23 protein-coding genes are annotated in these 25,371 nt (G+C 55.8%); 5 read left to right on the forward strand and 18 right to left on the reverse strand.

From position 1 onward, the window contains the following. The first annotated feature begins 1,017 nt into the window (after nt 1–1,017). The gene (locus RBB82_RS14550) at nt 1,018–1,434 is read left to right on the forward strand and encodes a hypothetical protein (protein WP_433971372.1); all 417 of its coding nucleotides are present in this window, start codon (nt 1,018–1,020) and stop codon (nt 1,432–1,434) included. Nucleotides 1,435–1,559: 125 nt separating this feature from the next. Next, the gene (locus RBB82_RS14555; RefSeq protein ID WP_184224552.1) at nt 1,560–1,802 is read left to right on the forward strand and encodes a hypothetical protein; all 243 of its coding nucleotides are present in this window, start codon (nt 1,560–1,562) and stop codon (nt 1,800–1,802) included. An 84-nt stretch (nt 1,803–1,886) separates the two neighbouring features. On the opposite strand, the gene RBB82_RS14560 is transcribed toward RBB82_RS14555, so the two are convergent. From RBB82_RS14560 to RBB82_RS14645, 18 genes are all read right to left on the reverse strand, one after another. Then, on the reverse strand, nt 1,887–2,210 hold the full coding sequence (locus RBB82_RS14560; protein ID WP_433971373.1) for a hypothetical protein: 324 nt from the start codon (nt 2,208–2,210) through the stop codon (nt 1,887–1,889). A 187-nt stretch (nt 2,211–2,397) separates the two neighbouring features. Beyond that, nucleotides 2,398–3,588 (reverse strand): ATP-binding protein, encoded by a 1,191-nt coding sequence (locus tag RBB82_RS14565; RefSeq protein ID WP_433971375.1) that lies wholly within the window; start codon nt 3,586–3,588, stop codon nt 2,398–2,400. A 207-nt stretch (nt 3,589–3,795) separates the two neighbouring features. Beyond that, nucleotides 3,796–6,504 (reverse strand): MobF family relaxase, encoded by a 2,709-nt coding sequence (mobF, locus tag RBB82_RS14570; RefSeq protein ID WP_433971377.1) that lies wholly within the window; start codon nt 6,502–6,504, stop codon nt 3,796–3,798. A 5-nt stretch (nt 6,505–6,509) separates the two neighbouring features. Next, a complete protein-coding gene (locus tag RBB82_RS14575; RefSeq protein ID WP_433971378.1) occupies nt 6,510–8,426 on the reverse strand; it encodes a type IV secretion system DNA-binding domain-containing protein in 1,917 nt (638 codons plus the stop codon). Between the two features lie 2 nt (nt 8,427–8,428). After that, nucleotides 8,429–8,815 carry a plasmid mobilization protein gene (locus tag RBB82_RS14580; RefSeq protein WP_433971379.1) on the reverse strand — a complete coding sequence of 129 codons (387 nt, stop codon included), beginning with the start codon at nt 8,813–8,815 and terminating at the stop codon, nt 8,429–8,431. Nucleotides 8,816–9,013: 198 nt separating this feature from the next. Continuing rightward, the gene (locus tag RBB82_RS14585) at nt 9,014–9,289 is read right to left on the reverse strand and encodes a hypothetical protein (protein WP_433971381.1); all 276 of its coding nucleotides are present in this window, start codon (nt 9,287–9,289) and stop codon (nt 9,014–9,016) included. Nucleotides 9,290–9,313: 24 nt separating this feature from the next. Then, nucleotides 9,314–10,258, reverse strand: coding sequence for a DNA-primase RepB domain-containing protein (locus RBB82_RS14590; protein WP_433971383.1), 945 nt, complete (start codon nt 10,256–10,258; stop codon nt 9,314–9,316). After that, a complete protein-coding gene (locus RBB82_RS14595; RefSeq protein ID WP_433971385.1) occupies nt 10,255–11,211 on the reverse strand; it encodes a CpaF family protein in 957 nt (318 codons plus the stop codon). The genes RBB82_RS14590 and RBB82_RS14595 overlap by 4 nt, the downstream gene beginning before the upstream one ends. A gap of 66 nt (nt 11,212–11,277) precedes the next feature. Beyond that, entirely contained in the window at nt 11,278–11,661 is a 384-nt protein-coding gene (locus RBB82_RS14600; RefSeq protein ID WP_433971387.1) for a single-stranded DNA-binding protein, read from the reverse strand. A 452-nt stretch (nt 11,662–12,113) separates the two neighbouring features. Then, nucleotides 12,114–12,797, reverse strand: coding sequence for a VirB8/TrbF family protein (locus tag RBB82_RS14605; protein WP_433971389.1), 684 nt, complete (start codon nt 12,795–12,797; stop codon nt 12,114–12,116). Nucleotides 12,798–12,810: 13 nt separating this feature from the next. Continuing rightward, nucleotides 12,811–13,668, reverse strand: coding sequence for a type IV secretion system protein (locus RBB82_RS14610; protein ID WP_433971391.1), 858 nt, complete (start codon nt 13,666–13,668; stop codon nt 12,811–12,813). A gap of 18 nt (nt 13,669–13,686) precedes the next feature. Further along, nucleotides 13,687–14,493, reverse strand: coding sequence for a hypothetical protein (locus RBB82_RS14615; RefSeq protein WP_433971393.1), 807 nt, complete (start codon nt 14,491–14,493; stop codon nt 13,687–13,689). 20 nt (nt 14,494–14,513) lie between these two features. Further along, nucleotides 14,514–14,759, reverse strand: a complete 246-nt coding sequence (locus RBB82_RS14620; RefSeq protein ID WP_433971395.1) for a hypothetical protein — start codon at nt 14,757–14,759, stop codon at nt 14,514–14,516. Nucleotides 14,760–14,769: 10 nt separating this feature from the next. Then, nucleotides 14,770–16,128, reverse strand: coding sequence for a TrbI/VirB10 family protein (locus RBB82_RS14625; protein ID WP_433971397.1), 1,359 nt, complete (start codon nt 16,126–16,128; stop codon nt 14,770–14,772). A 29-nt stretch (nt 16,129–16,157) separates the two neighbouring features. Continuing rightward, nucleotides 16,158–16,913 carry a TrbG/VirB9 family P-type conjugative transfer protein gene (locus tag RBB82_RS14630; RefSeq protein WP_433971398.1) on the reverse strand — a complete coding sequence of 252 codons (756 nt, stop codon included), beginning with the start codon at nt 16,911–16,913 and terminating at the stop codon, nt 16,158–16,160. Between the two features lie 12 nt (nt 16,914–16,925). Next, nucleotides 16,926–19,415 (reverse strand): VirB4 family type IV secretion system protein, encoded by a 2,490-nt coding sequence (locus tag RBB82_RS14635; RefSeq protein WP_433971400.1) that lies wholly within the window; start codon nt 19,413–19,415, stop codon nt 16,926–16,928. Next, entirely contained in the window at nt 19,415–19,717 is a 303-nt protein-coding gene (locus tag RBB82_RS14640) for a VirB3 family type IV secretion system protein (RefSeq protein ID WP_433971401.1), read from the reverse strand. Before RBB82_RS14640 ends, RBB82_RS14635 begins: the two co-directional genes overlap by 1 nt. A gap of 48 nt (nt 19,718–19,765) precedes the next feature. Further along, entirely contained in the window at nt 19,766–20,101 is a 336-nt protein-coding gene (locus RBB82_RS14645; RefSeq protein ID WP_433971403.1) for a TrbC/VirB2 family protein, read from the reverse strand. 426 nt (nt 20,102–20,527) lie between these two features. Between RBB82_RS14645 and RBB82_RS14650 the strand changes: the two genes are divergently transcribed. The 3 genes from RBB82_RS14650 (at nt 20,528) to tuf (ending at nt 25,336) form a co-directional block, all read left to right on the forward strand. After that, nucleotides 20,528–21,691 (forward strand): hypothetical protein, encoded by a 1,164-nt coding sequence (locus tag RBB82_RS14650; RefSeq protein WP_433971405.1) that lies wholly within the window; start codon nt 20,528–20,530, stop codon nt 21,689–21,691. 7 nt (nt 21,692–21,698) lie between these two features. Then, the gene (locus tag RBB82_RS14655; RefSeq protein WP_433971407.1) at nt 21,699–22,880 is read left to right on the forward strand and encodes a caspase family protein; all 1,182 of its coding nucleotides are present in this window, start codon (nt 21,699–21,701) and stop codon (nt 22,878–22,880) included. A 458-nt stretch (nt 22,881–23,338) separates the two neighbouring features. Further along, entirely contained in the window at nt 23,339–25,336 is a 1,998-nt protein-coding gene (gene tuf, locus RBB82_RS14660) for an elongation factor Tu (protein WP_433971409.1), read from the forward strand. The last annotated feature ends 35 nt before the right edge of the window (nt 25,337–25,371 follow it).

The raw sequence follows: 25,371 nt of genomic DNA on the forward strand, positions 1-25,371 counted from the left end.
ATTTTCCTCTATCAACAAATCCACTTACGCTAAGAAAACGCTGGATTTTCAGTCTCATCCACCTGTAGTGAGTAGCTAAGCTCACCTCCTTCTGGTGCCGTATCGTCTCTGGTAGAGTGAATGGGTCGGGAAACCGCCTGGTCTGAAAAATCTGAAAGTAGCGTGAGTTTTAGCAATGACCTCATGGAGAATGCAGCTTCATCCAAACTTCCCGGGTGGCTCGGCCCGTCATGCAGCCGAGAGCCTAAGTGCCGGGTTCGTGGGTTTAGATTTTAAGTGGGACGTCGGGGATCTGTGCCGAGCGAAATATGAGGAACTGCCCCCGGAAGAAAAGAACCAGTGGGCATTCGCTCACGAGATGATCGAAGGTGATCACGTCCTGATTTTCAGCCACCACTATCCATTCGCTCTAGCGCGAGTTGCTGGTCCATACAACTACGTTCGACACCGGTTCCTGAGATAGGTGTCTGGTTCCGTCATTTTAGGCGAGTGACAGATGTTCGGTATTACGGGGACTTCAAAACCAATGCCTCAAATTGGAAGCCCCTTACGATGACGGCCACATTAACTCCTTTGCGAAACAGTGAAAGTGGCTCTCAGCAACTCATAGATGAGTGGCTTGAGGGAGCACCAAATCAGGAACTATAGCCTCGCATCACCTTGCGAATGGCTTCGTCCTAATGCATCTATGCGGCTACTGAGTACGTTGGCAATTTAGAGTCAGCGGATAACAGGCGATACACTTGAGCCTTAATGACGACCTGAGGTGGAATACCTGTGCATGAAACGTACGAGATTGGTCGTTTGGAGTGTGGGTACTGTGGCAACACTGCTCCCTTTACTGTTGTCGCTCAGGATTTCTCGCGGGTAGAGACCTACGATTTTGGGCAAGAGACGCCGTGGGGCATGGCCGAGAATTCAATTCAACGTGGATGGGTTCACCGTATGTCGATCTGTTCTGTATGCAAGCGGGCCAGTTTCGACAGGGTATTCACGCATGATGGTGAACCTGAGGAGATGGAAGTTTTATATCCAGAGCCGATCCTGGTTCCTGATGGCCTGCCGACCACAGTCGCAGCGGAATATGGCGCTGCTTTGAAGGAGCGCAGACGCAATCCGAATGGATACGCAGCCTTGCTGGGACGAGTGTTAGACGCCATCTGTACAGATAAGAGGATTGGTAGTCATCGTCCAAACGGTAGTCCGATCTTTCTAGGGAAGCGCTTGTCGATTTTGGTTAATCAGGAGAATCTCAGTGCAGTAGAAGGCGCAACTGGACTGCGAAACGTAGCAGCGCACGCCGACCTCGGCGCCCTTCTGCCAGAAGATGTCCCATACCTTGACGCGCTAATCAGATACATCTTGGATCACCTCTACGTAATCCCAGCAGTCAATCAGAAGGCAATCGACACACAACAGGCTCGAGACCAGTGATGACGCCTTAGAGTCGAGAGTGCGGGCATTAGTCGGGATACGCTATATCGGTATGTTCCGGTCAAATAGCGGGGGCTGGCAAGCTTGCAAAATGAATTGTATGCAGGGAACCGGAGGAGGAAACGATGAGCGAATCGGAGATGCAAGCGGAGTTGGAGCGCCTGCGGGCTGAGAATGCCCAACTCAAGAGCAAAGACAAGGGCGGCCTCACTTTGAAGGTGAGCGAGAAAGGCGGCCTCTCTCTGTACGGCATGGGCCGGTTTCCGGTCACGCTCTACAAAGAACAGTGGCTCCGCATCCTGGCGAGTGCGCCGGAGATCGAGGCGTTCATCCGCGAAAACGACTCCAAGCTGAAGACGAAGGAATAGGGCTTTGAAGAAAGGGGTCCAGACCGCAATTTGCTGTCCCTGCGGGAATGAGAAGATCCTCGCCCTGGGCCTCTGCGCTACCTGCTACACGCTGAAACGGCAGGATGTCGAGTATTTCGGTGGCCTGCGAGAGCAGATCTGTAGCCGAAACTGCTCTGCTAGCGCCTTCTTGAGGCGAAGGGCGGTCTGATTATCGAGTTCGGCATCCTGCTTGATGATGCCGTAGGCCTCGGCGATCTCTTGCTGGGGGAGCGTTTGCATCCCAACCAGGAGACGGCAACACTCGCCTTCGCCGCCGGTCCAACTTTCAATTTGTTCGTCGAGTTGCCGCCAACCACGCAGATTGAAATATCCAACGCGAAAGTCGGACCGATGTGAGACAGACAGAGTCGTCTTTAGGGAAGGCAACAACTGCTGGTCGATATTGTCAAAATACGTGGCATTTTGTGGCCTGTCTGAATCGAAATCTGGCTTGCCCGGGCGTTCAGTGACACACAGCGGATGAAGCGATCAAATCTTCAACCACCAATTGTGAAGGACGAATGTAAAGCCATACTAACGAATGTTTCCGTGTTCAGAAGTGAGGAGGCGTCGTTCACGAAAAGCCAAGTCCAAACTCTGAACTCATGAGCGTTTCCAAGGGCATGACTTCAGTCTTAGCATCGAGTTTGAATCGCTCCTCCCCTGGATAGAGTACGATCTGCCGCGTAGCTTTGATGTCTTCACATCCGATGTAAAAGCCTTTGCTTGGAGCAGGATTTCCGAGAGAGCGTTTGACCTCAAGGGCCCAGCGCTCCTTTGCGTTGAACTCGATAACGAGATCAATCTCCGCTCCCGCTGAAGTACGGTAAAACGTAGGTCGGGCTGTCGCTGGCAGTGCATCGAGGATGTTCTCGATGAGCATTCCTTCCCAGCTTGCGCCGACAACGGGATGCCCCAGCAACTCCTCCTGATCGCGGATACCGAGCAGAGCGTGCAACAATCCGGTGTCCCGCACATAGACTTTGGGTGTACGAACCAGCCGCTTCTTTGCGTTGGTGGACCACGGCTGCAGGCGGCGAACGAGCAGCAAGTCCACCATGATGTCGAGGTAGCGTGCGACCGTATGTCCGCTTACGCCGAGCCCGCTGGCAAGCTGCGCCGCATTAAGCATCTGCCCCTGGTTGTGCGCGAGCATTTGCCAGTAGCGCCGGAGCGTCTCCGCTGGGATACGCGGCCCGAGCGCGGGGACATCGCGTTCAAGGTAGGTCTGGATGAAGGCAGAACGCCATGTGAAGCTGTCCTGGTCATTGGCGGCCAGGAAACTGTCTGGGAAGCCGCCGCGCACCCAAAGCTGATCAGCCGAGCCGACCCCAGCCGCGGCGACTTCGCTCACAGAAAATGGGGTGAGCTCTTCGTAAGCGATGCGTCCAGCAAGGGTTTCAGCAGACTGCTGCAACAGGTCGATAGAGGCAGAGCCGAGAAGCAGGAAGTGACAATTGCGCTTGCCCTTCCGACGTCTCTGGTCGATTAGGCTACGGAGCGTCTCGAAGATGCCGGGAAGCCGATGAATCTCGTCGAGAATGACCAGCCGCTCTGCGTGCTGTGAGAGGTAGAGTTCGGCGTCGGTCAGCTTCGCTCGGTCGGAGGGAAGCTCCAAATCAAGGTAGAGAGCCTGCTGTCCAAGCTCATCTGCCAAGGAGTGTGCGAGGGTGGTCTTGCCCACCTGCCGAGGGCCGAGAAGCGCCACAGCGGGAAACTGCTGGAGGAGTTTACGTAACTTCGGCTGTGCCAGCCTTGCAATCATACCTTGTAATTATGCCATGTCGCTTCATATTTGCAAGGTGCTATTTTGATGGTACCGTCTTGCTTGCGATCTACTTCACTTAGCCGATTCAAGCTGCAGCGTTCTGACTTCGGGCGGGAGGTATCACTACAAATGTGAAACACTTCGTACCCTTTATTCGCGTAAAGATCCGCTGTGGAATCGTGCCTAAGTCCGGATTCCATTGGTCTATATAGAGAGGCCCTGAGACGGGGCGTTGACATGGGTAAATTCGATCGCTGACGATTTGGAAACATCGCTGCTGAGGTTTCTGGTCAAGCTCGAAGCGTCGTTCGTGTAAATCTCGGCGTCGAACCGTGCGCGGGAAACCGAGACATAGGCGAAGCGAGAGTTGATGAGATCTGGATGGCTGGTAGTGTCGATGTTAACGAGCACCCGATCCGCCGTTAGACCTTGAGAGCTGTGGCTTGTGACCGCATAGCCGTGATCGAAGTGGCGGCTGGAGGACGGGTCGAAGTCAACCGTCTTGCCGCTATCGAGAGAGACGGATATTAGACCATCGGCAATCTGCTTGATGGTTCCCAGTTCTCGATTCGAGACGCCCAGTTCCTTGTCGGGAGCCGTGAACTGAATGCGGTCGCCAACCGCGAATTCTCGTTCGATCTCCCGATAGACGCTCACTCCCGCGAGACGCTTTGGGTCGTAGGTCGCCTGCTCACCGGAGTCTTTCTCTACGGTAACAAGATTTTCCTTTGGGTTTGTGGAGACGACGCGAGCATAGCTGCCGCCTTCTATATCGAGCGCCGCACTCCCGCGTGAGTAGCGCAGAATGTCGTCCGCGTTGTAGCGCTCGGCCCACTGCCGATCAGCGCCTGTCAGGTCCTGGCGCGGAATGAGCACTCGCAAGGCATGATCGACTGTATCGACAACACCCTTGGTTTGTAATTCCTGTCGCACGGCTTGGTTCAAGTCGCGGCGCGAGGCGTTGTCCGGCGAAACGATCAGGGTGTTCTCTGGGTGCTTGGCATCGTCCTTGGCGATGGCCTGAACTCGTTCCCGCGAATCTCCGATTTCCTGCACTCGCCCTTGTCTCGTCAACGCTTCTATACCGCCAGCCACGTTACCCACGGCAAGCTGTTCCACGGCAGTCTTTAGCTCCGGGTCTTTCTGGCGGACGATCTGGTCAAGTTTCGCGGTATTCATTCCGGCATCCTGTAACTGCTGGAACGGACGGCCAGCCTCGACCGCCTGGTGCTGGCGTGTATCTCCTATAAGGATGACGCGATCCTGGGGGCCAAGACGGCTCAGAAAATCACGCACCTGGTTGGTGCTGGCGAGGCTTGATTCGTCCATGAAGTACAGGCGCTTTTCTAGCATTTCCTGTTCTTGCTGCCCCCGTGCAAGAAAACCCTGCAACGTCCCTGAGTGAATGCCGGCCTCCTCAAGCTGCTTGGCAGCGCGGGAGGTCGGCGCGAAGCCTTCGACCTGATACCCGGCGAACTCCGCCCCCGCACGGACGACCTCAAGTGCGGTCGTTTTACCGGCCCCGGCGACTCCCTGAATTCCCTGCACCCGGTCGTGGGAGGTCAGCACTTCTTTGACGACCTCCTGCTGCCCGCGATTGAGGTGAGCGTGCCGCTCCGTCAGGGCAAGCGCGTCCCTACTCAACAGGATCGGTTCGAGCTGGTTCTGTCCATTTCGCATCTGACGAATGATGTCATTCTCGGCAGCTATGGCCTGGGCCGTTGTGAGCTGTCGGCCTGTTTGATGAGGCCTACCGTCAATGGTGGAGAACTCCCCAGCGGCATGACGCGATTCAAGATTGCCGCGCACGAGCGCATAGGGCACTTCGCCCATTCCTCTACGGAGCGCATCACGCATCAAGAGGCGTTCGTCCACGACAGCCTCGCGCTCAAAGTTCTTATCTCGGGCGAACGTAACTGCCTCCTGCGCCCTCAGCGTACTGTTGCTAAGCGGGTCCAAATGCAGGGCGCGTTCGCGGGCTGCCTTGACGACCACGTCGGCCTGATTCCCGAAGTCCGCTCCGAGCTGCCGGTGGGCGGCGAGAACCTCCTGTGGCGTCAGTATCTCCTTACGATCCCGCGTGGAATGCGCGGCAATCTCAGCCGCCTCCTTGCTATTGCGCCCGGTCGATTCCAGATACTCCCGAATCTGCTGACTGCGAGGACTGGAGGCGTCAAGATACTCCTGCGTGTATCCCTTGATCTCGGGCGCGCCGCTTCGGCCCGTCCCCAATTCATAGCCCATCCGCGTTAGGCGATAGGTCAGTTCCGATTGATAGACCGCCGTCGCAAACTGCTGGGTTTGGAAGAGCGCACGCTCCTGAAGAGCGCGGCTCTGACGATCTTCGCGCTCGGTTACGTTGAAGATCACAGCATGGGTATGGAGCTGCGGCGCTGCATAGCCCTCGACGGGCCGCGCGGTGTCGTGCTCGAACTTGGCGGCGATGAACTTGCCTGTTGTCTCCGCCGGATGATTGCCCCCGATTCGCGCCTGGGTATAGTGCTCTAACTGGCCCAAGGCAACACGCACACTCTCACGATGCGCTTCACGAACACGGTCATCGCCACCCACGAGGGCCGTCAGCGAAACAGACTTGGGAGCGGAAAAGGTAGCGTCCCAACCGGCGCGGTGCTCCATTGCTTTGACCGCTTTTCCTCGGTCATCCTCGTACTCATAGGCTGTCCGGTGACGGACAAGCTGCTGCTCTGTCTGCGGATGCTGGCCTTGGCTCAATTTTGCGAAGCCCTCTACGCTGACCGCTCCGGTTAGACCATATTGCTCCGCTAAGCGTCCCTGCCATTCCCCCTGCACAGTGTTCCCCTGCGCCCAATAGCTCTGCTCCTTCGCAGTGAACTCCTTGGCGTGATAGGACTGCGCTTGTCCAGCCGAAAGTGCTTTGGAGATGGTCAGCATAGCGGTTAGGACACCTGCATCCCGAGGTCGTCCGCAGATGACTCGATATCAGTCTCCGGGCAGGCTTCTTTGTCCTTCGATGTGGGCGCTGTCGGCGGTTTCGCCGGATCGATCTTGCGCTTCTTGCGCGGACGGAAGTCATCGAACTTGTCATCGAGCTTCACGAACGGCATGGAGAAGCGCGCGATGTGGTTGCCGTACTTGAGAAACGCATTCAGATCGGGAAGGCCCTGGATCTCAGATGGCATGACCATCGCTTCTCGGAGGCGTTCCAACGTGAAGTTCTTCCCAGCGCGGCTGCCGTCGTAATGGGTTTCCTTGAGCCGCTCAATTTCTATCTCGCCAAGGTTGTCGGAGATCCATTTCGCCGCCTCCGGTTCATCCGTCCTGAAGAAAATCTTGGTCGCGGGCTGCGACAGCATCGCCTCCGCATCGTGACCGTAGCGAGTCTCAAGCTGGCTGCGCCCCTGAAAGCCGAGCACGATGGGATTTTCGCATTTCCGATTCTGCGTCAAGGCTGTATGCAACTGGGGAAGCCGCTGCAAGCTGGCCATCTCATCAATGAAAAACCACACACGTTTCTGGTCTTTGTTCCGCGTTCCCAGCAGGTGCAGGATGAGCATATCGAGCCAAACGCAATGCAGGGGGCGGATGGCTTCGTGTGTCTGGACGGTGGAGGTCAGAAATATCCAGCCGTCACGATTCTCACACCATGATCTCGCGCTCCACTGACGGTTCCCGGCTTCCTTCAGAGTCGGGAGCATTCTCAGAGTCGTCGCAATCTTATTCAGCGAACTCAGCACGCCAACACGCTGCGGGCCTGCCGTCCGATCGACAAGAATCGAATGCTCGGTATCCTCCAGCCGTGCCTCGATCTTGTCCTTGCTTGCCATCCATTCGATCAAGTCTTCCGGCGTCGGCTTCGGTTCTCGGCTAATCAGGTAGGCAAAGATTTTCTGCGGACTTTCAACGAAGAACTGGTTGGGGATTTTGTCTGGCTGGTAGAAAGAAGTTGCAAGCGTCAGGGCCTCGGCCTCATCGTCTACCTCCTCTGCCGGATTCCAGTACGGCATCCTTTCGTCAAGGGGATTGAGCACGACATCGTGTCGCTTCTCGTTGTAAAACTGGCGGATGAACTCGCCTGCCGGATCAAAGATGACGGCACATTCGCCGCGCTCCTGGATGCGGAACGCCAACTGACGAATGCAGCTCGATTTGCCGGAACCGGTGTCTCCAATGACAAGAATGTGCTGGTTCTCGGCCAGTGCCGGAATGCACAGCAACTCGTCCATGTCATCGGTCTTGATGCCGATGCCGTCGCCGTGGATCGCATCATTGAACTCCTTAGCGGTGACGAGATTTGGTCCCTTCAATCGTCGTCCATAGCGGAGTTCCTTGCGACGGTTGATGTCCTTCGGGAGAGCAAACGGGAGCATAAGGAGGATGGCAATTCCACCGAAATACACCTGCGTGGAGAATAACCGCCAGAGATCGTCGCCGCTGTAGACCTGCTGTGAGAAGAAGGTGTGCAGTGGCGTGTTCACATACATCCGTTCAGGCTCACGCCATAACCGGTCGTACCCTTGTTGACTCGCCAGCTTGGAGACCTGGAGGGCAATGGGCTTCCCGTCGGGCTGGGCCGTAGACCCATCCTCGGTATCAGCAAGACTCGCAAAGCGAGACTCCTTTCCATTGCTCACGAAGAGAAGCTGATACTTCGCCATGGGCCGGATGCTGGCGACGGAGCGGACATAGTACGGAAGGTAGTAACGCTCAAGCGGCTTCATCCCAAACTGAAAGCGCAGGTAGATCAGGAAGCCCATGAGGACGAGTCCTATAAAGATCGCCCCATAGGTGTTATAAAAGCCGCGCGGCGGCCAGATGACGGATTCTTTTCTGCCCCACTTCTCGACGTTTGCCATGACTATCTGTCCTCCTGTTTCAGGCGCTGAGCGAGCAGTTCCTTGGCACGTTTGGCTTTGCCAGACTGCACATTCTTCGCAAGCTCCTGACACTGTTCCGCCGTTAGTGTCTGGCCCTGCAGCAAATGGGAGAAGCTGCCCATGAGCAGCATTTGCAGGCCGACAAGCTCGGTGAATACATGGGCGGAGATGCGGTCGTCCTCCGCCCGATTCATTCGCTCCAGCAACTGCTCTCGTGCCCAGTCGCCGACCTTGTGCCCCGTCCGCCACGCCTCTCTTTCGAGCGCAGCGTACTCCATCTCCGTGACACGGACACCGATCTGTCGACTCTTTACAGAAGGGCGACAAACCTCTTCGTTTTGTTCTGCGAGTGCGCTATTTCCAGCCATGATTCCCTCGCTTAGGAAGCTATAGCGGACGATACCGAAAGGTAGCGAGTGCTATCGCAACTTTGTAAGTTGGTCATTCTGTTTCCGGTAACGGGCGCTATCGTTTGGTAGCGAACGCCAACCCTTCAAGGGATGGAGTGTCATAATTCTTCCGGTGCGGAGCACCGTTCTTCCTCCATCCCGGAATTGCATGGCGGATCATGCCTTCAACACCCGTGCAGAATCGACAGCTTCAACAGTCGCAGGAGCTTTACGGATGCGAAGGGTAGAGGAAACTTGCTTTGCCTGCGGACTCTTCAAAAAGTCCTGGAAATCACGGTCCTTCACAAAGACATAGTTGAGAGCCTTATTTACTACGTCATCCGCCGATGCGTGGATGAAGGTGGCGTACTGATCGACCTGGGCGGCAGTTGCTTCGTCTAACCGGACGGAAGCGCTGATCTGACGGGATTGGGTGATTTCAAGTAACGGCATATTGGTTCTCCTTTGAGGTAGGTTTCAAGCAAACTTTCTGCGGCCAATCATCCGCTGCGCGGTGGCTGCAATCTCCCGCGCACGAGCGCAGCAATGTGCGGCGGGGATCTCGCAACGGCGGCGGCTTTCAAGCATCGTGATGACATCTGATACGGTTGTGCCTTCCAGCAGCCAAAGACGAGCGGAAGCCATATCTACCGTCCGTTGCGCGTAATACCGGGGATTCGGTTTATCTTCGCGACGTAAAGCGAGCAGATCCGACAGCATCACCGCGTCCGTGCCGTGGGCAAGCTCATCCACAACCCAGGCCCAATCGTGCTCGGAAGCGGTCTGCATATCGGGACGAATGTGATGCACGGTCGGGCGAGGTAGTACGGCGGCCTCTGGCAGAACGTGCAGGCGGAAGTCCTTTGGGTTCCATGTGGCGTCGGAGAAGTATTCGATAGTGACCGTTTGCGCGGGATCATACTTGCAATTCGAAAATCCTGGTAGGCGAAGGACACGGTTGCAATCCGTGCAGGCGGGATCGCCGCCGAAGGCGATAGCAATCAGCTTGAGCGTGGCCTCTTGGACATCGAAGTCGAAGCCTTCGACCCGCCAAAGCACCTGATACTTGCCACTTGAGGTAGAGAGAATAGCCGTTGGCGTCGGTACTAGATTAGAGTTCCGAAGTGCAGCGAGTCGGGCCTCCCCGTTTACATCGATATCTATATATAGGTGGCGAATGGCGGCGATGTTCTCTTTGGTGCGCCTCCGGCTGCCAGAGCGGAGCGGGTTGGCAGCGACATAGATGTTGAAGCCTTCCGTATTCTGATGAGCAAGCCAGCCGAGGTAACGAGGCGCTAGAGCACGCTCCAGAGGAACGATCCGCTGGAGTGTAGAAGCCGCAGATTCGCGGCGAAGCAGGAGCGCAATCGTCTCGCTCGGAGCGAAACAACGGGTGAGGAAGACGTTGGCAATAGTCTTCATGCCTGCACCTCGAAGACGGGCTCGATAAGGAAGCGCTTGGCGTCACGGTCGTACCCGCGAAGCGCCAGCACTTCGCGGATGACGCGGCGCCCTGGCTGCCGCTCGACATGGATAACGAAATCGACCGCTTCTGCGATCTCTGCCTCGGTGTCGGAGAAGGTCGTCTGCGCGTGATTCCGCATGACGAGATTGGCGAAACGATGCAGAGCCTTCTCTGCGGAGTTCGCGTGGATCGTAGCAAGCGAACCAGCATGGCCAGTGTTGAGCGAATCGAGCAGCGTCCGCGCCTCCATACCGCGCACTTCGCCAAGGATGATTCGGTCCGGTCTCCAGCGGAGAGCGGACTTGAGAAGATCGTCGAAGGAGATGCTTGCCTTGAACGTATCGGTCTGACATTCGACCGCCAGCATGTTCGGTTTGCGAATATGAAGCTCCGACGTATCTTCGATGACGACTATGCGCTGATCCTCGGGGATGGCGTTCGCAAGGACACGGAGGATCGTCGTCTTGCCGGTAGAAGTTCCGCCGCTGATGAGCACGGTCTTCCCGTTGCGAATGTACTCTGAAAGCACTTCAGAGAGCGGCTGCGTCAGCGTGCCGCGAGCGATCAGGTCATCGACCGTGTAATGACGGCTGGGGAACTTCCGAACGATGAGCGCGGGCGAAGGCCGCACGACCGGAGGAATGACCGCCGCAAGCCTGCTCCCGTCAGGGAGCTGCGCGTGGAGGACGGGGTTGTCTTCGTCGAGCCTCTTGCCAAGTTGATTGGCGATCACTTCGAGGCCGGTGCGAAGCCTGCCGGCGTCGAAGGAAACCGTCTCTTCACGTCGCATGATCCCATCGCGCTCATACCACCATGAGGAATCGGGATTGCCCATGATCTCGCTAACACTGTCGTCGAGCAACAGCGGCTCTATGGGGCGAAGGAACGGAAGGATCAACTCGAAACTCATAGCGGGACCTCACAGAGATGGAAGCCCAGCGTGTAGCCAGGCTTCCGGGGGTAAAGAACAAGAGGCCTAAGCGGCCTCTTCCTCAAGGTTGAGTTCGTGCTGCTCCTGGTCTTCCGGGGTTGCCTTCTCTGCGCGGTCGAGCTTCAGGATTGAATCGACCTTGATCTCCCAGATGCGCTGCTTGGTGTCCGTCTTCTTGCTGTCGTACTCCCGGCTCCGTAACTCGCCTTCCACTTGGATATGCGCGCCCTTGGTGAGGGTTTTGGCGAACTCCGAGAGCTTGCCGAAGACGATGCAACGGTGCCATTCGGTGTGCGAGATGTACTTGCCATCCTTCTTGTAGGAGGACTTGGTTGCCAGCGAGAGGGTTGTAAAGCTGCGCTCGTTGTTGGCGCGAACTTCTGCGTCGTTGCCGAGGAAGCCGATGAGGGTTACTTTGTTCTGGTACATGGTCGTGTCTCCGTTTGTTGAATTTCCCGAACTTGCTCGGGGCACTAAATAGCGAAGTGGGCCCGGCTCCCAAGTGCCGAAGCTCTGCATTTACGGAGGGTCCGGAACGGAAACCGTAACCCGCAGGGCGGCGTAGCCGAAGCAGAAGAGCGAGTTGCCGCAGGGCGCCGGATAGGCCCCGAAGCAGTGACCTGCAAAAGGCGGGATACAGAACGGCAGACACATACGGGAACATAGTTCTCATCCACTCTCTGGCTGCGGAAGTTTGCCGCAGCTGCAGCGACATTCGAGCGACCATGAACTCTCCGGAAGGATGGCCTTTCGCCACCGTTATCGCATGGCTTCGGGCTTGGGTTCGCCGCGAAGACCCTGCACAGGCACAGGTGGGGTAAAGCAGCCGGATTGGCAGCAACTTTGGACATCTGTGAGCCTCTGTGAAAGTCGATAAATTCTTAGCTGAACGCCTGGTCGGCCCGGAATCGCACGATGGTCAAACCAAGAGGGTCAACGGCCAGTTCGTTGTTTTTCACGTTCTCGCGAAAGACATAGGTCACGCTGGCAGTCCATCGCTCCCGTTTGAGTTCGGTATGATCCGCCGGGTTCGTGAATACCTTCTCGAACTCGATCCGTGCCGCATAAGGCGACTGCCGAAGGTCGTCAAGCACGACGCTCTTCACTTCTACATCGACGTAAGGAAGAGTGCTGTCGTTCCGATAGGTCAGGATGATGTTGTCGTTCCGCTCCTTCTCGATCACGGCACGCTGAACGTCACCATTGAGGAAGTAGAGAGCGCTGGTTTGATCGCGCTCGATGGTGAAGCGATTGCGGGTGAAGTACAGTTCGGCCCAGCGGGTCAGATAATACTTGTTCTCGGCTTCCTGGGGCCGGTACTGAAAGTTGCGATAGTCGATCGCTTCGGCCCGGCCCACATCGTTGATTCTCACGATCATCGGATGGATGGCAGCGAGGGCTTTCTGACTTTTATAGACAAGTCCCGACAGCGTGAGACAGACCATGCCCAGCACGAGAATCGTTACCTTGAGATAGGTGTTCATCACCAACGAATCGCCGTACTGCTCCATATAGCGTTCCGCTGCACGAGTGATCTCGGGAGACGCCTTTATTGCTGTCGCCATATTCATCCTCCGTTTACTTCAACAGTCCCGCAGTTACCATCCCTGTCATCATTCCCATGCCAGCATCATGTCCGCCAGTGTGACCGGAGAAGAGAGACGCAGTCATGGCGGGAATCTTGAGCAGGATGAAACCAGCTACGAAGCACAGCATGAGCAGCCCCGGCATTAGCGTAATGAGTCTCTGAGGGGCATCTACGTTCATCGCTCCACTGGTCAGATAGGTGATCAGCAAGTGGCTCATCACGCTCATTGTGGCTGCGACAACAACCTTATAGAACTCGAAACTGAGGAAAGCCCTGAGCCAACCCCAGAACAGGAACTCCGTCTTGTCGAAGACCATCCATGGGATAAACACAGGCCCTAAAAGCCCGATGATCGTTGCCCCGATTGCACCGTAGGCAATGATGACCCCAATGATGGCAGTTAGAACGGTAAGGATGATCTGTACCGTGTAAGTGCAGAGAAGAGTATATGGTTCGGTCAATGACGGAGAAAGTGTTCCCACTTTGCCCAGTGCGGTGTGAATGGCGGTCTGCACTTCGTCAGTTGAGTCATGGCCAATGTAATCGACGAGACTGCTAGTACCGCCGCTGACGAAGCCTTTGAGCGAGTACCCGATACCGGGGATGCTGCTGTCATAGAACTTTACAAAGCAATAGGCGAAGGTAATCAGCACGAAAAAGTTTAAGAACTTCGCCATACTGAAGCCCGCACTTCCCTGGGCAGAGGCGAGGGCTTCCTGTACTCCAAACCAGACAAGCATGATGGTTGCGATCGATAGAACCATATGCACCCCCAGAGAGTCTACGGAGGGAGCGACCGTCGCGGTCAGATTTTCGCAGCCGTTCTTAATGAGAATGAGGAAGTCCATGCCGGTCGCTCCCTTCGATCAGTAGTGAAACGCCCACTGTGTTCCCGCGCTTGTCTGCTGCGGCGTAACAGCATTGAATGTCTGTTGATAACCGTTACCCGTTTGAAAGAGGGACTTGAGGTTGTCCTGTTGGACTTTTTGCCCCACAATTTGCTGCAATGCCGGCGCCTGAATCATTTGGTTGGTTTCCTGCTGAGTTCGCAACTCAATCAAGAGCGCCTGGTTGATGCGCTGTAGCGTTGCCATTTCGGTATGCTGGGCCGGATCAGTCGAGTGACTGGCCGCTTCAAGCTGACTGATATCGGTTTCTCGCTGGATGGAGTTCGCCCGGATTGTCCCAACCGTCTGTAGACTTGTCGTGTTTGCCGCATCTGATAGATCGACGGTTGCACCCTGCGCGGCAATTACCTGTTGCCCCTGCGGACTTAGTGAGTTGTACCTCGAAATCTGGGCGGTACGTTGCACACTCGCGGTTTGGTTCGCCGACAATGCGCCGTATCCGGTAGAAGCAGCGTTCATCCACGATAGCGAGTTCCCATAGGTGTTAGCGGGTCGCGTGAGAACGGTCCATTGCTGACGCCCTAGATTCGTATAGGAAGTGTAAAGCGATTGCGGAAGGTTCGCCATGCGTTGCGCGAGATTGTAGGCTCCAATCACGTTCTGAGTCGTCTTCAGCGTGATTGTATAAAGCTGATTCGTCTGGAGGATCTGTTGGGCTGCGTGGGCTGATTGGGTTGGATCGTAGACGATCCCGGAACCGAACTGAGCGTGTGCTATCGGTGCGGCTGTTGCCATCGCGAGAGCTGCAACAAAGAGTGATTTCATCCCTATCTTCTCCTCTCGGGTTATTGCTTGGCGTGCTCGACCTGTAGCCGCGCCCATGCTTCTTTAGTTCTCTTGTCTTCCTCGGAACACTTGGGGCTTAGCGTAGGTGGAACCTTGAAATACTCTGCACTGCAATCTTTCCTAAATTGCGCTTCGAGGCCGTCATACTCCTTCTGAAGTGCATCGATTTTTGCTTGGTGGCTTTCACATCCATTAGAGGCCAGAATTGAAATAGCGAAAGCAGCGACAATGAACTTTCTCTGCATGGACATCCTCCTAGAACGATTGGGCTATCGTGTGGTTGCTGTACGCAGGCAGCAACATATCCTGCGTAAAGTAAACTTTGATGCGATGGCCCTCGCGGATGGTTATCGTTGGCGGAATCTGAATGAAGCGGTCAAGAATGCTGGTTGCCGACTGAGACACGCTGCCGGCGGCCCCAGTGGTGAATGCCTGTGAGCCGCTGGTAGAAATGGTGCCGCCGCCCTGGGTAATTACGCCAGCTCCGGCGATGATGCCCAGAGCAATTGAAGTTCCAAAGATCTCTAGGTAGTGGTTATTGACCTTATCTTTCAGACCCTCCTCGCCGATCTGGTCGAGACCGTGGAACTGGTCGAGGTCCACGGAATAACCATCCGGCATAATCATCCGGTGGAAGGTCACGGACATTCGGCGTTGCTGGCCGAAGCCTGACGAGCCAATCTTCTTCGCCTCTCCCAGCACAATCGTCCCGTCAGGGATGAGGACGTGCTGGTGGTCGTGTGAGTAGACAGGATTCGAGACGAGCACCTTGACCGGGCCAACGGCATCACCGTCCAACCGATTCATCAAGACCGTGTCCATTGTCAGCCCTTCATAAATCACATAAGGTTGTCCAGTAGCCGAGTCGATGTTCACCTCGGGGCCGTGCTTGATCGCAGCCTGTCCGGTCTGGGTATTCCGTTGCTCACCCGCTGCACGGGAAGCAAGCAAGCTGCTTTCCTGTTGCTGGGCACCGGGGGCATAGCCTGTCGGCATAGAAGTCCCGCGCTCCTCTTCGGCACGTTGCGGCAGCGGATCGGCTGGACGCGAGTACGCAAGATTCGAAGAGAACCGCGACTCGAAGGCTTTTTCGCGCTCTTTCACAGCGAGTTGCTGCGCCGCTTCCTGCTCAGGGGTCATCTGCGATTGACCGCCGCCTGCCTGTTGACCGTACCCCTGCGGCGGACAGGTTTGTCCGGGAAGGCATGGGACGGCTTGCCCATTCGGGCTGTACCCGGCTACAGCCGCCCGCTGAGCGGGCGTCGCGTTGGAAAGCGCGGGGTCGATCCCCGCCGCTTGGGCTGCCGCCGCCTGGTCACGCTGCTTCTGCCGCTCGGCGGCAAGCTGGTTCTTCAGGTCCTGCACGTTGTTATCCGTGTTGTCCTGCAAGTTCGGCTGCGGAGGTTCATGCCGTGCCGCCGCCTGTTGCGCGGGCGTTGTTTTGGTGTGCGAACTGGCAAGGGCAGCAAGGATCACAAGCAAGGCTGCGCCGAGATAGACAAACAACTTGATGTTCTTCTGGAGAACGCCTCTGGGCACGAAGGCGTTCTTCGACAACCCCGGCTCGGCATGGGGCTGGCCCTGAATTTGCGGATCGTCGGTCTGCTCTGCCATATCGAACGCTCCTCTCTTAAAGCCCTGAATTAGCCCTTGCGTGTGAAGTCCATGCGCTTCTTGCCCAGTTCGACGTACCCAGAATCCATCACCTTCGGGATGATGTACGTCCCGTCGCGGAGATCGTAGGTGATGAGGTTCGGTTTACCGTCCTTCATCTCGTAGACCGAGAACTTCTCCGGGGCATTCGTCTTGATGTAGGTGAACTTGTCGTCGTGATAAATCGACTGAATATCGAACGGGGCCTCGTTCGCCTTGTACGCATAGTCGAACTTCAATTGCATCGGATAGGCGCTCTTGTACTCATCCACGGCCTGGGTGACGTGTGACTGCAAGGCTTCGACCTGCTGCTTCGTCTGTTCCAGTTGAGCGGCAGGGACATACTGAGCAGGGCCGGAGGAAGCGACAATGGAAGACTTATCAGCAGGCTGGATCAACACCTTCAAGTCGGGCGCTTCCGCAGTACCGGACACGTCCTGCAAGGTGAACGAATAGATGTTGCCCTTGTCGGTGATGAGATTGAGGTTGGAGCTGATGCCGACCTTTGCCGGGTGAACGAAGCAAAAGTTGCCCACTACATCGACGACCCAGAAATCCTTGTCGCCGGTCGCCGCCTCCATGATCTTCTCAGTGGGAGGAACCTGGATCAGCGTCGTGTACTTGAGCTTGGCGTGAATCGGAACGATGTCCTGCGAGTGATACTGCACGGTGCGGGCCGAAGCATCCTGGGCGACCGCAGCAACTGACGACAGAGCAAGAACGACAGAGACAAAGATCGGAAGCATGACGAACCCTCCTTATCGGTTGGTGGTTGATGAGACGGCCAGCGTGCGGGGCCGGAATGGATGGTCTTCGGCTAGTTTGCGAAGCCCTTCGGCGATACCGAATCGGTCGAAGTATTCACGCTTCTTAAGGTTGTCGCGGGCGTTGTTCGTCGCTGTCCAGTGCGAGACGGAATCGACGTTCAACTGAACCTTCTTGCTGGATTGCGCCTTACGAATGAGCATCTGTCCTGGAGGGACGAGCCCCGCAATCAACTCAAGCTCGGTATCGTTCAAATGGAATGCTTCGCGGTACAGGTCGCGGTCCATCTCCGGGTTAGCAAGGAAGATCTTCGTCGGGCAACTCTCGGAAACAATCTGCAGCATCCCCGACTCTTCGAGCTCCTTGATGGACTGCGTGGCGAGGATCATCGCAGCATTATGTTTGCGCCAAGTTTTCTGTCCCTGGACGATGTAGCTGCGGATGGTCTCGTTCTTGATGAACAGCCATGCCTCATCAAGCAGGAACATCTTGAACGTAGCGAGCTTCTTCGGGTCAGCGATCTCATTGCTGGCCCGGTGGAGAACATAAAACAGCAGTGGCTCCAGAACATCGGGAGCATCATTCCAGCCGGCGAAGTTGAAAGTCTGGAAGCGGCTGAACGAAAGCGTGTCGGCCACATTGTCGAAGAGAAACCCATACTGCCCACCCTTGGTCCAGCGATGCAGCCGTTCTTTCAACTCGCCGATGATGTTGACTAAGTTCGATATGGTTCGCTGATCGGACTCCAGAACATAGACCCGCTCGATCGCGTCCCACAGCTTACGCTCCTCCTTGAAGTCGAGCCGGTAACGCTGGTCGTTGCCCTCGATAAGCACACGAACGAAGCTGAAGAGAAACTGCATATTCTCTTTAGTGGGAGGCAAAGAGAAGGGGTTGATGCTGAAGTCCCGGCTGTTCTGGCCGACATTCAGATACGATCCGCCGAAGATCGTTGTCAGCGATAGGAAGCTGCCACCGATGTCGAAGATGAACGTCAATGGCGCGTACTTCTGGCCGTTTTGCAGTACGAAATTAGCTAGGTACGATTTGCCCGAGCCGGTCATTCCGAGAATGAGCGTGTGAGCAACCTCACCGTTATGCAGGTTGAGGAAGTACGGCGTGCTGTTGTCCGTCTCAAGGACCGCTAGGTACTCCGCGCCGAGATGCGCGTTCGTCTTCTCCCCCGGCAGGATCGTAAACAGGAAGCTCAGGTCGGCATAGTTGCTATTGAGCAGGTACAGCTTGCGGAGGTTGAGCGCGTAGTTTCCGGGAACAGTGGCGAAGTACGCATTGAGCTGGTTATAGGTCTCGGCGGAGAGATTACCATCCGCGTTAGTGAAGACGCTGGTGAACTCGCCCACAAGCTGATCGAGCTGTCCCTTGGAATCTCCATACACAACGATGGAAAGAGAGAAGTCACCCAACGATTGGCCGTCTCCGAGAGCGCGGAGGCAGTCGCCCAAGTTCTCGATATCGGCCTGCTTCGATTCATCTACCAGAACATCGCGAGGGTTGGTCCTCGCCACGTCATTACCCATCTGCGACACAAAGCCAGTCTTCGACATATTGAAGTGACGGCGACGCTTGGTAACTTCCTTGCGCGCCTTGGCAACCGTCATCGGTGTCCACTCGGTGCAGACCATAAAGTTGCCTGCAATCTTGAGCAACGAATCCAGCACCAGAGGCCGTGTCTCCGTGATGGCCTCCTTCATCGTCATCACGCGAACGAAGTGGTCGCCCACACGCAGATGATCGCGCTCGGCTTCGATGTTGGAGTTGACGACCTGATAGTCGAGGAACTGAGTGCTCTGCGGTCTGCCCGCAATGCGCGTAGCGTCATAGTTGAGCAGACGACGCAGGAACGTAAACTGCCCCTGCTGGTCAAGCACGGCAATCTGAACAAAGTCCGCAAGCTGCCGGGTGAAGGCCTGGACACGCTGGTTAAGGCGGGCATGGTCGGCCTCGATCTGTGTCCGCAAAAGCGTCTTCATGGCGTTGTTGGTGAACTGAGCGCGGAGTTCGCCAACGGCTCCGGCCGGGTCGGTGAAGAGACGAGCAAGGGCAGTACCGATACCTTGCTTCGACCGCGCACCCTCCAGCAACACCACGTAGAAGATCTCGATCTGATAGAGGTCGTCTCGCTTTGACTCAAAGAAGAGGCGGCGTTGGTCGATGGCAGCCCCTACAACTGGATCGTCGTAGGTGGCGAATGGGATCTCTGGCCGGTTCGACTTGAACAAATATTGATAGATATGGAAGCCAGAGCCGAAGGCTTTGAGCGCAGCTTCGAGCCGCTTGACGGCGTACTCCTGCTCCGCTCCATCAAGGCTTTCGTAGTCCACTCCCTGCACCTGCAGCACAACGCCGAGGTCACCCGACTTCGTAAGGAACGTCGTTTGATCCCAGAACCCATAGAGGTTAATGTGGTCGTTGAGAGCGGCGCTCTCCTTCCACGGCTTGATGACTCGATCCAGTCGCAGCATCACACCACCTCCACACGCGGTACGCCTTGCTTCGCCGCGTCGTACCGCAACTTGTATTTCTCGGACTTCGCCAGGATGCGAAGGAACGCCGGATCGCTGCTCGTCACCCAATGACCGAATGCGAATCCGCCAATGAACACGCCAATCCCAGCAAGGATGCTGTTGAACAGATTGAACGCACCCACAGCGCCAACACATACGAAGTAAAACAGTGTCCGTTCCACACCGAGATAGGTGAGGGGCTTATGCAGGCTCTTGAAGACGCGATTTGTGCGACGCTTCCGATTCGGTTGTTCGGACATAAGCCCCTCGCAGGTTGAGGTTGGTAAGCAGAGAGTGGAGACAGTGGTTTACCCGCCCCAAAGCCAGCTCAGGACGTTGGTCGCAAGAACGGCGATACCTGTGCCGGCGGCAACACCAGCGAGGGCCTTCTTGGCTCCGGGTTCGCCATGCGCGAAACCGTAACCGCCGATCACGATGGCGATCAGCGATGCGACCTTGGCGACGGTTCCGGTGAACAGGGTTTGCAGGTTCGTGAAGCCGCTATCGAAGGGGCTGCCGGACTGCGCGTAGGCTGTGAGGGGAAGGAAAAGGCATACGGTGGCGAGCGGTATGGACAGACGCATCCACCTCCGCAATGCCTGGGCCGTCTTCTGGGGAAGGATGATTCGTATGCTGCGGGACATCGGCACCTCCAGCGACCCGGATTGCAGTCGCGATAGGCCGACGTTAGGCGCGGTCCATCATCCCGTCCAATACTTCCTATTTATCGGGTGATAGCTGCCATGTATCGCCTCTAAGGCCATTCGCAGATTCGAGTAAGGTTCGCTTGACGAAGTCCAACTTCCTGGTTGCCGACCACACACCCGGACCTGGATCTTAGAGCACCATTTACCTCGCTAGGCGAGGTCAAAGTCCGACGCCGGGGAGATCGCAAGACACTGGCGCGTTTCCCAGGACTAATGCGTCTGGGATGCGGCGATCAACGGCCTCAGGGTCTTCATTGTTGAGGTCCAGTGACCGACGAGCGGAAACGAACCACCCGAATTCTGCGGACACAATGGGAAGTGGACCGTATGATGGTTGTTCAGTGAAATTCGGAGCGTGAAATCATGCCCCTCGTGTTCGTCCATGGAGTAAACGTTCGTAAGACCGCCAACTATGAGGCAAGCCAAGCCTCCAGGAACGAGTTGTTCCGAAAATACGCGTTACGTGCCATCTGCGCGAATCCTGCAGCAGCAATCATCGAGAATCCATACTGGGGCCAGTTTGGAGCAAATGCGCGCTGGAGACTGGCCTCCCTTCCGAGTGAAGGCTACGAAAGTTTTGGACAACGCGACTCGATCTATGAGCAGATTTTGGAGGATGCCGGTTCGGATGTTCAGGCCAACTCCGAAGACCAAACCCTTTTGGCGATTGCTCGGATTTCTCTCGTCCGCGCAGTTGATTGTCTCTGGCGAGCTGCAGCTTGCACTGATCTCGACGAACCGACTGCAAAAGCCCTGGCAGAGTTTTCTGAATTGGCTATCGAGTACTGCGGGTCGAATTCCCCAGTAGATTGGCTGGAGCAGGTCAGGAACGACAACGAGTTTGTAGAAAAACTTCTCCGTAACGTTGAAGAATGGAAGTCGCAACCTGCACTCGTTGAAACATTTGGCATTGGCGCGATCATGGCTCATCTGAAAACTGCAACATTTCAGATCTCACAAAGGGCCGCGAGGATGCTGGTGAATCCCGCAGTCCGGAAGGCCCGGCCTTGGGTGAACGGGAAGATTGCGATATTCCTCGGAGACGTCTTCGTATATCTCAAGGATCGCGATATGGAGGGAGGCGGGAAGATCTTAAATACAGTGAGGGGCTCCCTACGTAGAGCGCACGAAGCTAGGGCCGAAGGCGATGACAAGCTCGTGGTCATCGCGCACAGTATGGGCGGAAATATCGTCTATGACATCCTGAGCCATTTCGATCCCGACGTTCAGGTCGATCTTTTCCTCACGGTTGGCTCGCAGGTGGGTATGTTCGAAGAACTGAAGCTGTTCAAATCGAGCGACGACAACATCGGGATACCGTCCAAAGTTCCTCTACCGCATAACATCAAGCGGTGGATCAACGTCATCGACCCGAATGATTTGCTTGCCTATTCGACCAGGCGAATCTTCGATGGCAGCGTGGATTTCACCTTCGATAGTCATACCCCTGTCTGGTCAGCGCACACAACTTACTTAGCGAGTCCTGTCTTTCATCAACGCCTTCAACACCGCATATCAGCAGCGTAGTTGCCTCATGAGCATTATTCTCAATCGCGATCTCGCAGCCGGTATTCCGCAGACCCATGCTTTAATCGTGGGCGTGGGCGCTTACCCTCATTTGATCGACGGAAGCGAATCCGAACACAAGCCGGCTGAGAACTCCTACGGTCTGGGGCAGATCACGTCTCCTCCCATATCCGCGACCGCATTCGCGAACTGGCTTCCGAAGCTCGATAACGCAAGGGCGCCTCTCGGGACCGTTGAATTACTGCTTTCCCCTGCTGAGTACATCGGGAGTTCGGGCGAGAAGATATCCGTCGACATACCGACCATGGAGAACCTGACGAAGGCTTACGGCGAGTGGTTCGCACGGGTGAATTCTCATCGGGACAATGTGGGGATCTTTTATTTCTGCGGTCATGGATTGGAGAGGGAGGGCACGATGATGTTGATGCCCTCAGATTTTGGCGACCCTTCTGTGGCGAATACCAGCCTAAAGATCGTTAACTTCAGCCTTACTTACGACTGTAGTGTCTTGGAATCGACAGCGAATACGATGCTTTTCCTGATAGATGCCTGCCGAGAGACGACTCTGGAGGTGTTGCAATGCCGTACTCCTCCCACTGCTCTTTTAACCTCGCACAAGTGGAAAGTGAAGGAGATCGATGCCCAGATTTTATCGTCCAGTAACGAGGGCGGGCAATCTCATGCGATACCCGATCAGAAGAGCTTCTTTACTGTAGCGTTGCTCGATGGCCTCGAAAAGTTTGGCACGCGTGCAAAGAACAATCGGAAGTGGGAAGTCACAACAAGTTCGCTCGCCACGGCGATGAAGCACCTCATGAGTAGAATGCAAACTCCTGAGATGGAGCAACCAACCTGCCATGTCGGGGGCCGAAGTAACTTCGATACTGTAATCCATACCTTCACCGGTGTCGCGCATGTAATGTCCTGCGTAGATTGCGATCCCAATAGTGCTCTTGAACATGCTGAGCTGACAATCACTACTGTCAAACGCGCAGACCGGTCCATCGATGACGAGCCCAGAGAGGAATTCGGCCGAAAAACACCGGCTCCTGTTCCATATGAAGATGTCGTTCCTGCAGGGGAATACAGCGTCGCAGCCAGGTTTCCCTCAGGTCAATTCGCGGATGCAACAACACCTCAATTGATGCTGCCACCGTACACGCGATGCACGGTAGAGGTGATTCCGTGAGTCGAGTCTTCGCGAAATTCGGCTCGGTGTCGGGATACAACGGCGCCCTGGTGCCCGTTAAAGTATTTAACGATCAGTCTAACGAAATCTACTCAAAAGCGTTGCCGCTCGGAGAATCCAGCGCACCTTTGGATCAGTTGTTCGATCCCGGAGTTTACCTCATGAGGGTTACCCTTCCATCAGGAGACGTGCTCTCACAGACCTTTGTGGCTCCCGAAGGACGAGATGCAGAAGTTACGTTCAAACTCAGAAGAGATGACAGGCAAGAGAATAGAAGATTTTGGCCTTCCTTGGATCTCTTATTGGTTTTATCGAGTGCCCAGTTGTGGGAACGCAACCTGGAAGGTTGGAAACAGTCCAATTCGAACGTCATAGATAGATTCAGGCCCAATTTCCGTCAGACTTCTGAAAACTGGGTTTCCTTGGAGTTGCGAGATGAGTTCGGAGACGCAAATCCAATGAATCTTCACAGTCAACTTTGGATGGAGGTAAAGACTCCGGACCTCTCGATATTTTCAGCGCTTCCAGTCACAAACAGGTCTACTGTTCTGATCTCTCTATCGCTTCCGAACGCCAGTCGGCCTTCATTCGGATGTCGGGTTAGTGGTGGCAAACCCACTGCTGAGGCGATGCTAAGCTTCCTCACTTCGGGTGACTTCCAATCTGCCCGGGATATTGGAGACAGCTTTCTGGATGAAGCTGAAGGCATGCTGCGCGAAAAGGTTCAAGACCCTTTATCGGCGGCGGTAGCGGGATACTACCTTCTTCAAGCTGGCAAATATGAAAGGCTGCATGACTGGACCCGGAATTTAACAGATTGGTTTCGCTGGCTGCCGGACGGCCCCATCATTCGAGCTTGTCATCTTATGACAGGCGACGATCCGAATGCGACAGAGATTCGCACTCTGCTTCTCGAGTCGGTTCGGAGGGGCGTGCCCTATTACTCCATTGGACTCCAACTACTGCACAGCCGGCTAGGGCTTCTGTGGCAGAGAATGACAGAAGACAAGGAACTGGAGGAGGCACTGAACGTCGTTGCTGCCTATATCGGTGCCGCGGATCTGACATCTGGAGTGGTGAGTTTCACCGGCAGTAGCCCCACGGAGCCGCAGGCACGAAAGCGTGTTGCCGCTCAGGAAGACGGTCTCGACTTCGAGAACTCTCGATCGTTCGCTCGGACCTTGAAGGCCCCGATTCGGCAACAGGATCCTATTGAGGAGTTGAGCGCGCCGCCAGATCAGCTATCGTTGCCGGATCTAAGTGCGCAGCCGATCTATGTGTCAGAGGCGCGAAAAAAGCCGCGTGTCAGTATTGGAACGATCGGTCACCTCAATCATGGCAAGACCACACTGACGGCAGCTATCACGAAGGTATTGTCGAAGACCAATCCGAGAAACAGATTTCGTACGTTCGACGCTATCGCTGACGCGCCTGAGGAGCGCGATTTCGGGACGACCATCGCGGCATCCCGCGTGGAATATGAGACGGCCACTCGACACTATGCGCACATCGACTCTCCGGGAAATGCTGACTATATCAAGGAGATGATTACTGGTGCGGCACAAATGGACGGCGCCATCCTGGTGGTTGCCGTACCCGACGGCCCGATGCCGCAGACCAGGGAGCACGTTCTGCTGGCTCGGCAGGTTGGAGTGCCGTCGATCGTTGTGTTCCTGAATAAGTGTGACGTGGTGGAAGACCCAGAGCTCATCGAACTGGTCGAAATGGAGGTCCGCGAGCTGCTGAACAAGTATGGATATCCTGGCGACGAGGTCCCAGTCACACGAGGCTCTGCGCTCGGCGCATTGAACGGGGAGGCAATTTGGGAAGTCGGGGTTGAGGAGTTGATGGAGGCCGTGGACAGAACAGTGCCACTACCCGATCGACAGATAGATCTTCCATTCCTTATGCCCGTCGAGGATGTTTTTTCGACTTCAGGCAGGGGGACCGTGGCGACGGGTCGAGTTGAGCGAGGCCAAATCAGGGTGGGAGACGAAGTTGAAATCGTAGGATTTCGTGAGACCCGCAAGACTGTAGTGGCGGGAGTCGAAATCATTGCCCGGCAAACCGAGTCAGCCTTCGCCGGAGACAACGTTGGCATATTGCTTCGCGGTCTCGCACGAGAGGATCTCGAGCGCGGTATGGTTTTGGCAAAGCCCGGGTCGATCACACCTCACACTCAATTCAAAGGTGAGATCTACATGCTTTCGACAGAAGAGGGAGGCCGCCATACGCCCTTCTTCAATGGGTATCGTCCGCAGTTTGTTTTCGGCACAACCGATGTCGCCGGCACGACAACATTGCCCGGCGGAATAGAGTTGGTAATGCCTGGAGAAGCGATTGAACTAGAGATCAGGTTACAAACTCCCGTGGCCATGGAGAAGGGCTTGCGGTTTGCGATTCGCGAAGGCTCCCGTACGGTGGGCACGGGAGCTATTTCGCAAATTCTGGCCTGAGTTGGTCCGCAGGTGTGCGGAGTGAACCACTTCGC

Source organism: Tunturiibacter lichenicola, assembly GCF_051013355.1.
Classification (GTDB): Bacteria; Acidobacteriota; Terriglobia; order Terriglobales; family Acidobacteriaceae; genus Edaphobacter; species Edaphobacter lichenicola_F.

Bases quoted from the DNA above. Each gene is read 5' to 3' on its own strand.
- RBB82_RS14610 (WP_433971391.1), bottom strand. From the start codon at position 13,668: ATGGACTTCCTCATTCTCATTAAGAACGGCTGCGAAAATCTGACCGCG.
- tuf (WP_433971409.1), top strand. From the start codon at position 23,339: ATGAATCTTCACAGTCAACTTTGGATGGAGGTAAAGACTCCGGACCTC.
- RBB82_RS14655 (WP_433971407.1), top strand. From the start codon at position 21,699: ATGAGCATTATTCTCAATCGCGATCTCGCAGCCGGTATTCCGCAGACC.
- RBB82_RS14580 (WP_433971379.1), bottom strand. From the start codon at position 8,815: ATGGCTGGAAATAGCGCACTCGCAGAACAAAACGAAGAGGTTTGTCGC.
- RBB82_RS14620 (WP_433971395.1), bottom strand. From the start codon at position 14,759: ATGCAGAGAAAGTTCATTGTCGCTGCTTTCGCTATTTCAATTCTGGCC.
- RBB82_RS14600 (WP_433971387.1), bottom strand. From the start codon at position 11,661: ATGTACCAGAACAAAGTAACCCTCATCGGCTTCCTCGGCAACGACGCA.
- RBB82_RS14595 (WP_433971385.1), bottom strand. From the start codon at position 11,211: ATGAGTTTCGAGTTGATCCTTCCGTTCCTTCGCCCCATAGAGCCGCTG.
- RBB82_RS14645 (WP_433971403.1), bottom strand. From the start codon at position 20,101: ATGTCCCGCAGCATACGAATCATCCTTCCCCAGAAGACGGCCCAGGCA.
- RBB82_RS14565 (WP_433971375.1), bottom strand. From the start codon at position 3,588: ATGATTGCAAGGCTGGCACAGCCGAAGTTACGTAAACTCCTCCAGCAG.
- RBB82_RS14585 (WP_433971381.1), bottom strand. From the start codon at position 9,289: ATGCCGTTACTTGAAATCACCCAATCCCGTCAGATCAGCGCTTCCGTC.
- RBB82_RS14555 (WP_184224552.1), top strand. From the start codon at position 1,560: ATGAGCGAATCGGAGATGCAAGCGGAGTTGGAGCGCCTGCGGGCTGAG.
- RBB82_RS14630 (WP_433971398.1), bottom strand. From the start codon at position 16,913: ATGCTTCCGATCTTTGTCTCTGTCGTTCTTGCTCTGTCGTCAGTTGCT.
- RBB82_RS14615 (WP_433971393.1), bottom strand. From the start codon at position 14,493: ATGAAATCACTCTTTGTTGCAGCTCTCGCGATGGCAACAGCCGCACCG.
- mobF (WP_433971377.1), bottom strand. From the start codon at position 6,504: ATGCTGACCATCTCCAAAGCACTTTCGGCTGGACAAGCGCAGTCCTAT.
- RBB82_RS14640 (WP_433971401.1), bottom strand. From the start codon at position 19,717: ATGTCCGAACAACCGAATCGGAAGCGTCGCACAAATCGCGTCTTCAAG.
- RBB82_RS14605 (WP_433971389.1), bottom strand. From the start codon at position 12,797: ATGGCGACAGCAATAAAGGCGTCTCCCGAGATCACTCGTGCAGCGGAA.
- RBB82_RS14590 (WP_433971383.1), bottom strand. From the start codon at position 10,258: ATGAAGACTATTGCCAACGTCTTCCTCACCCGTTGTTTCGCTCCGAGC.
- RBB82_RS14625 (WP_433971397.1), bottom strand. From the start codon at position 16,128: ATGGCAGAGCAGACCGACGATCCGCAAATTCAGGGCCAGCCCCATGCC.
- RBB82_RS14650 (WP_433971405.1), top strand. From the start codon at position 20,528: ATGCCCCTCGTGTTCGTCCATGGAGTAAACGTTCGTAAGACCGCCAAC.
- RBB82_RS14575 (WP_433971378.1), bottom strand. From the start codon at position 8,426: ATGGCAAACGTCGAGAAGTGGGGCAGAAAAGAATCCGTCATCTGGCCG.
- RBB82_RS14635 (WP_433971400.1), bottom strand. From the start codon at position 19,415: ATGCTGCGACTGGATCGAGTCATCAAGCCGTGGAAGGAGAGCGCCGCT.
- RBB82_RS14550 (WP_433971372.1), top strand. From the start codon at position 1,018: ATGGAAGTTTTATATCCAGAGCCGATCCTGGTTCCTGATGGCCTGCCG.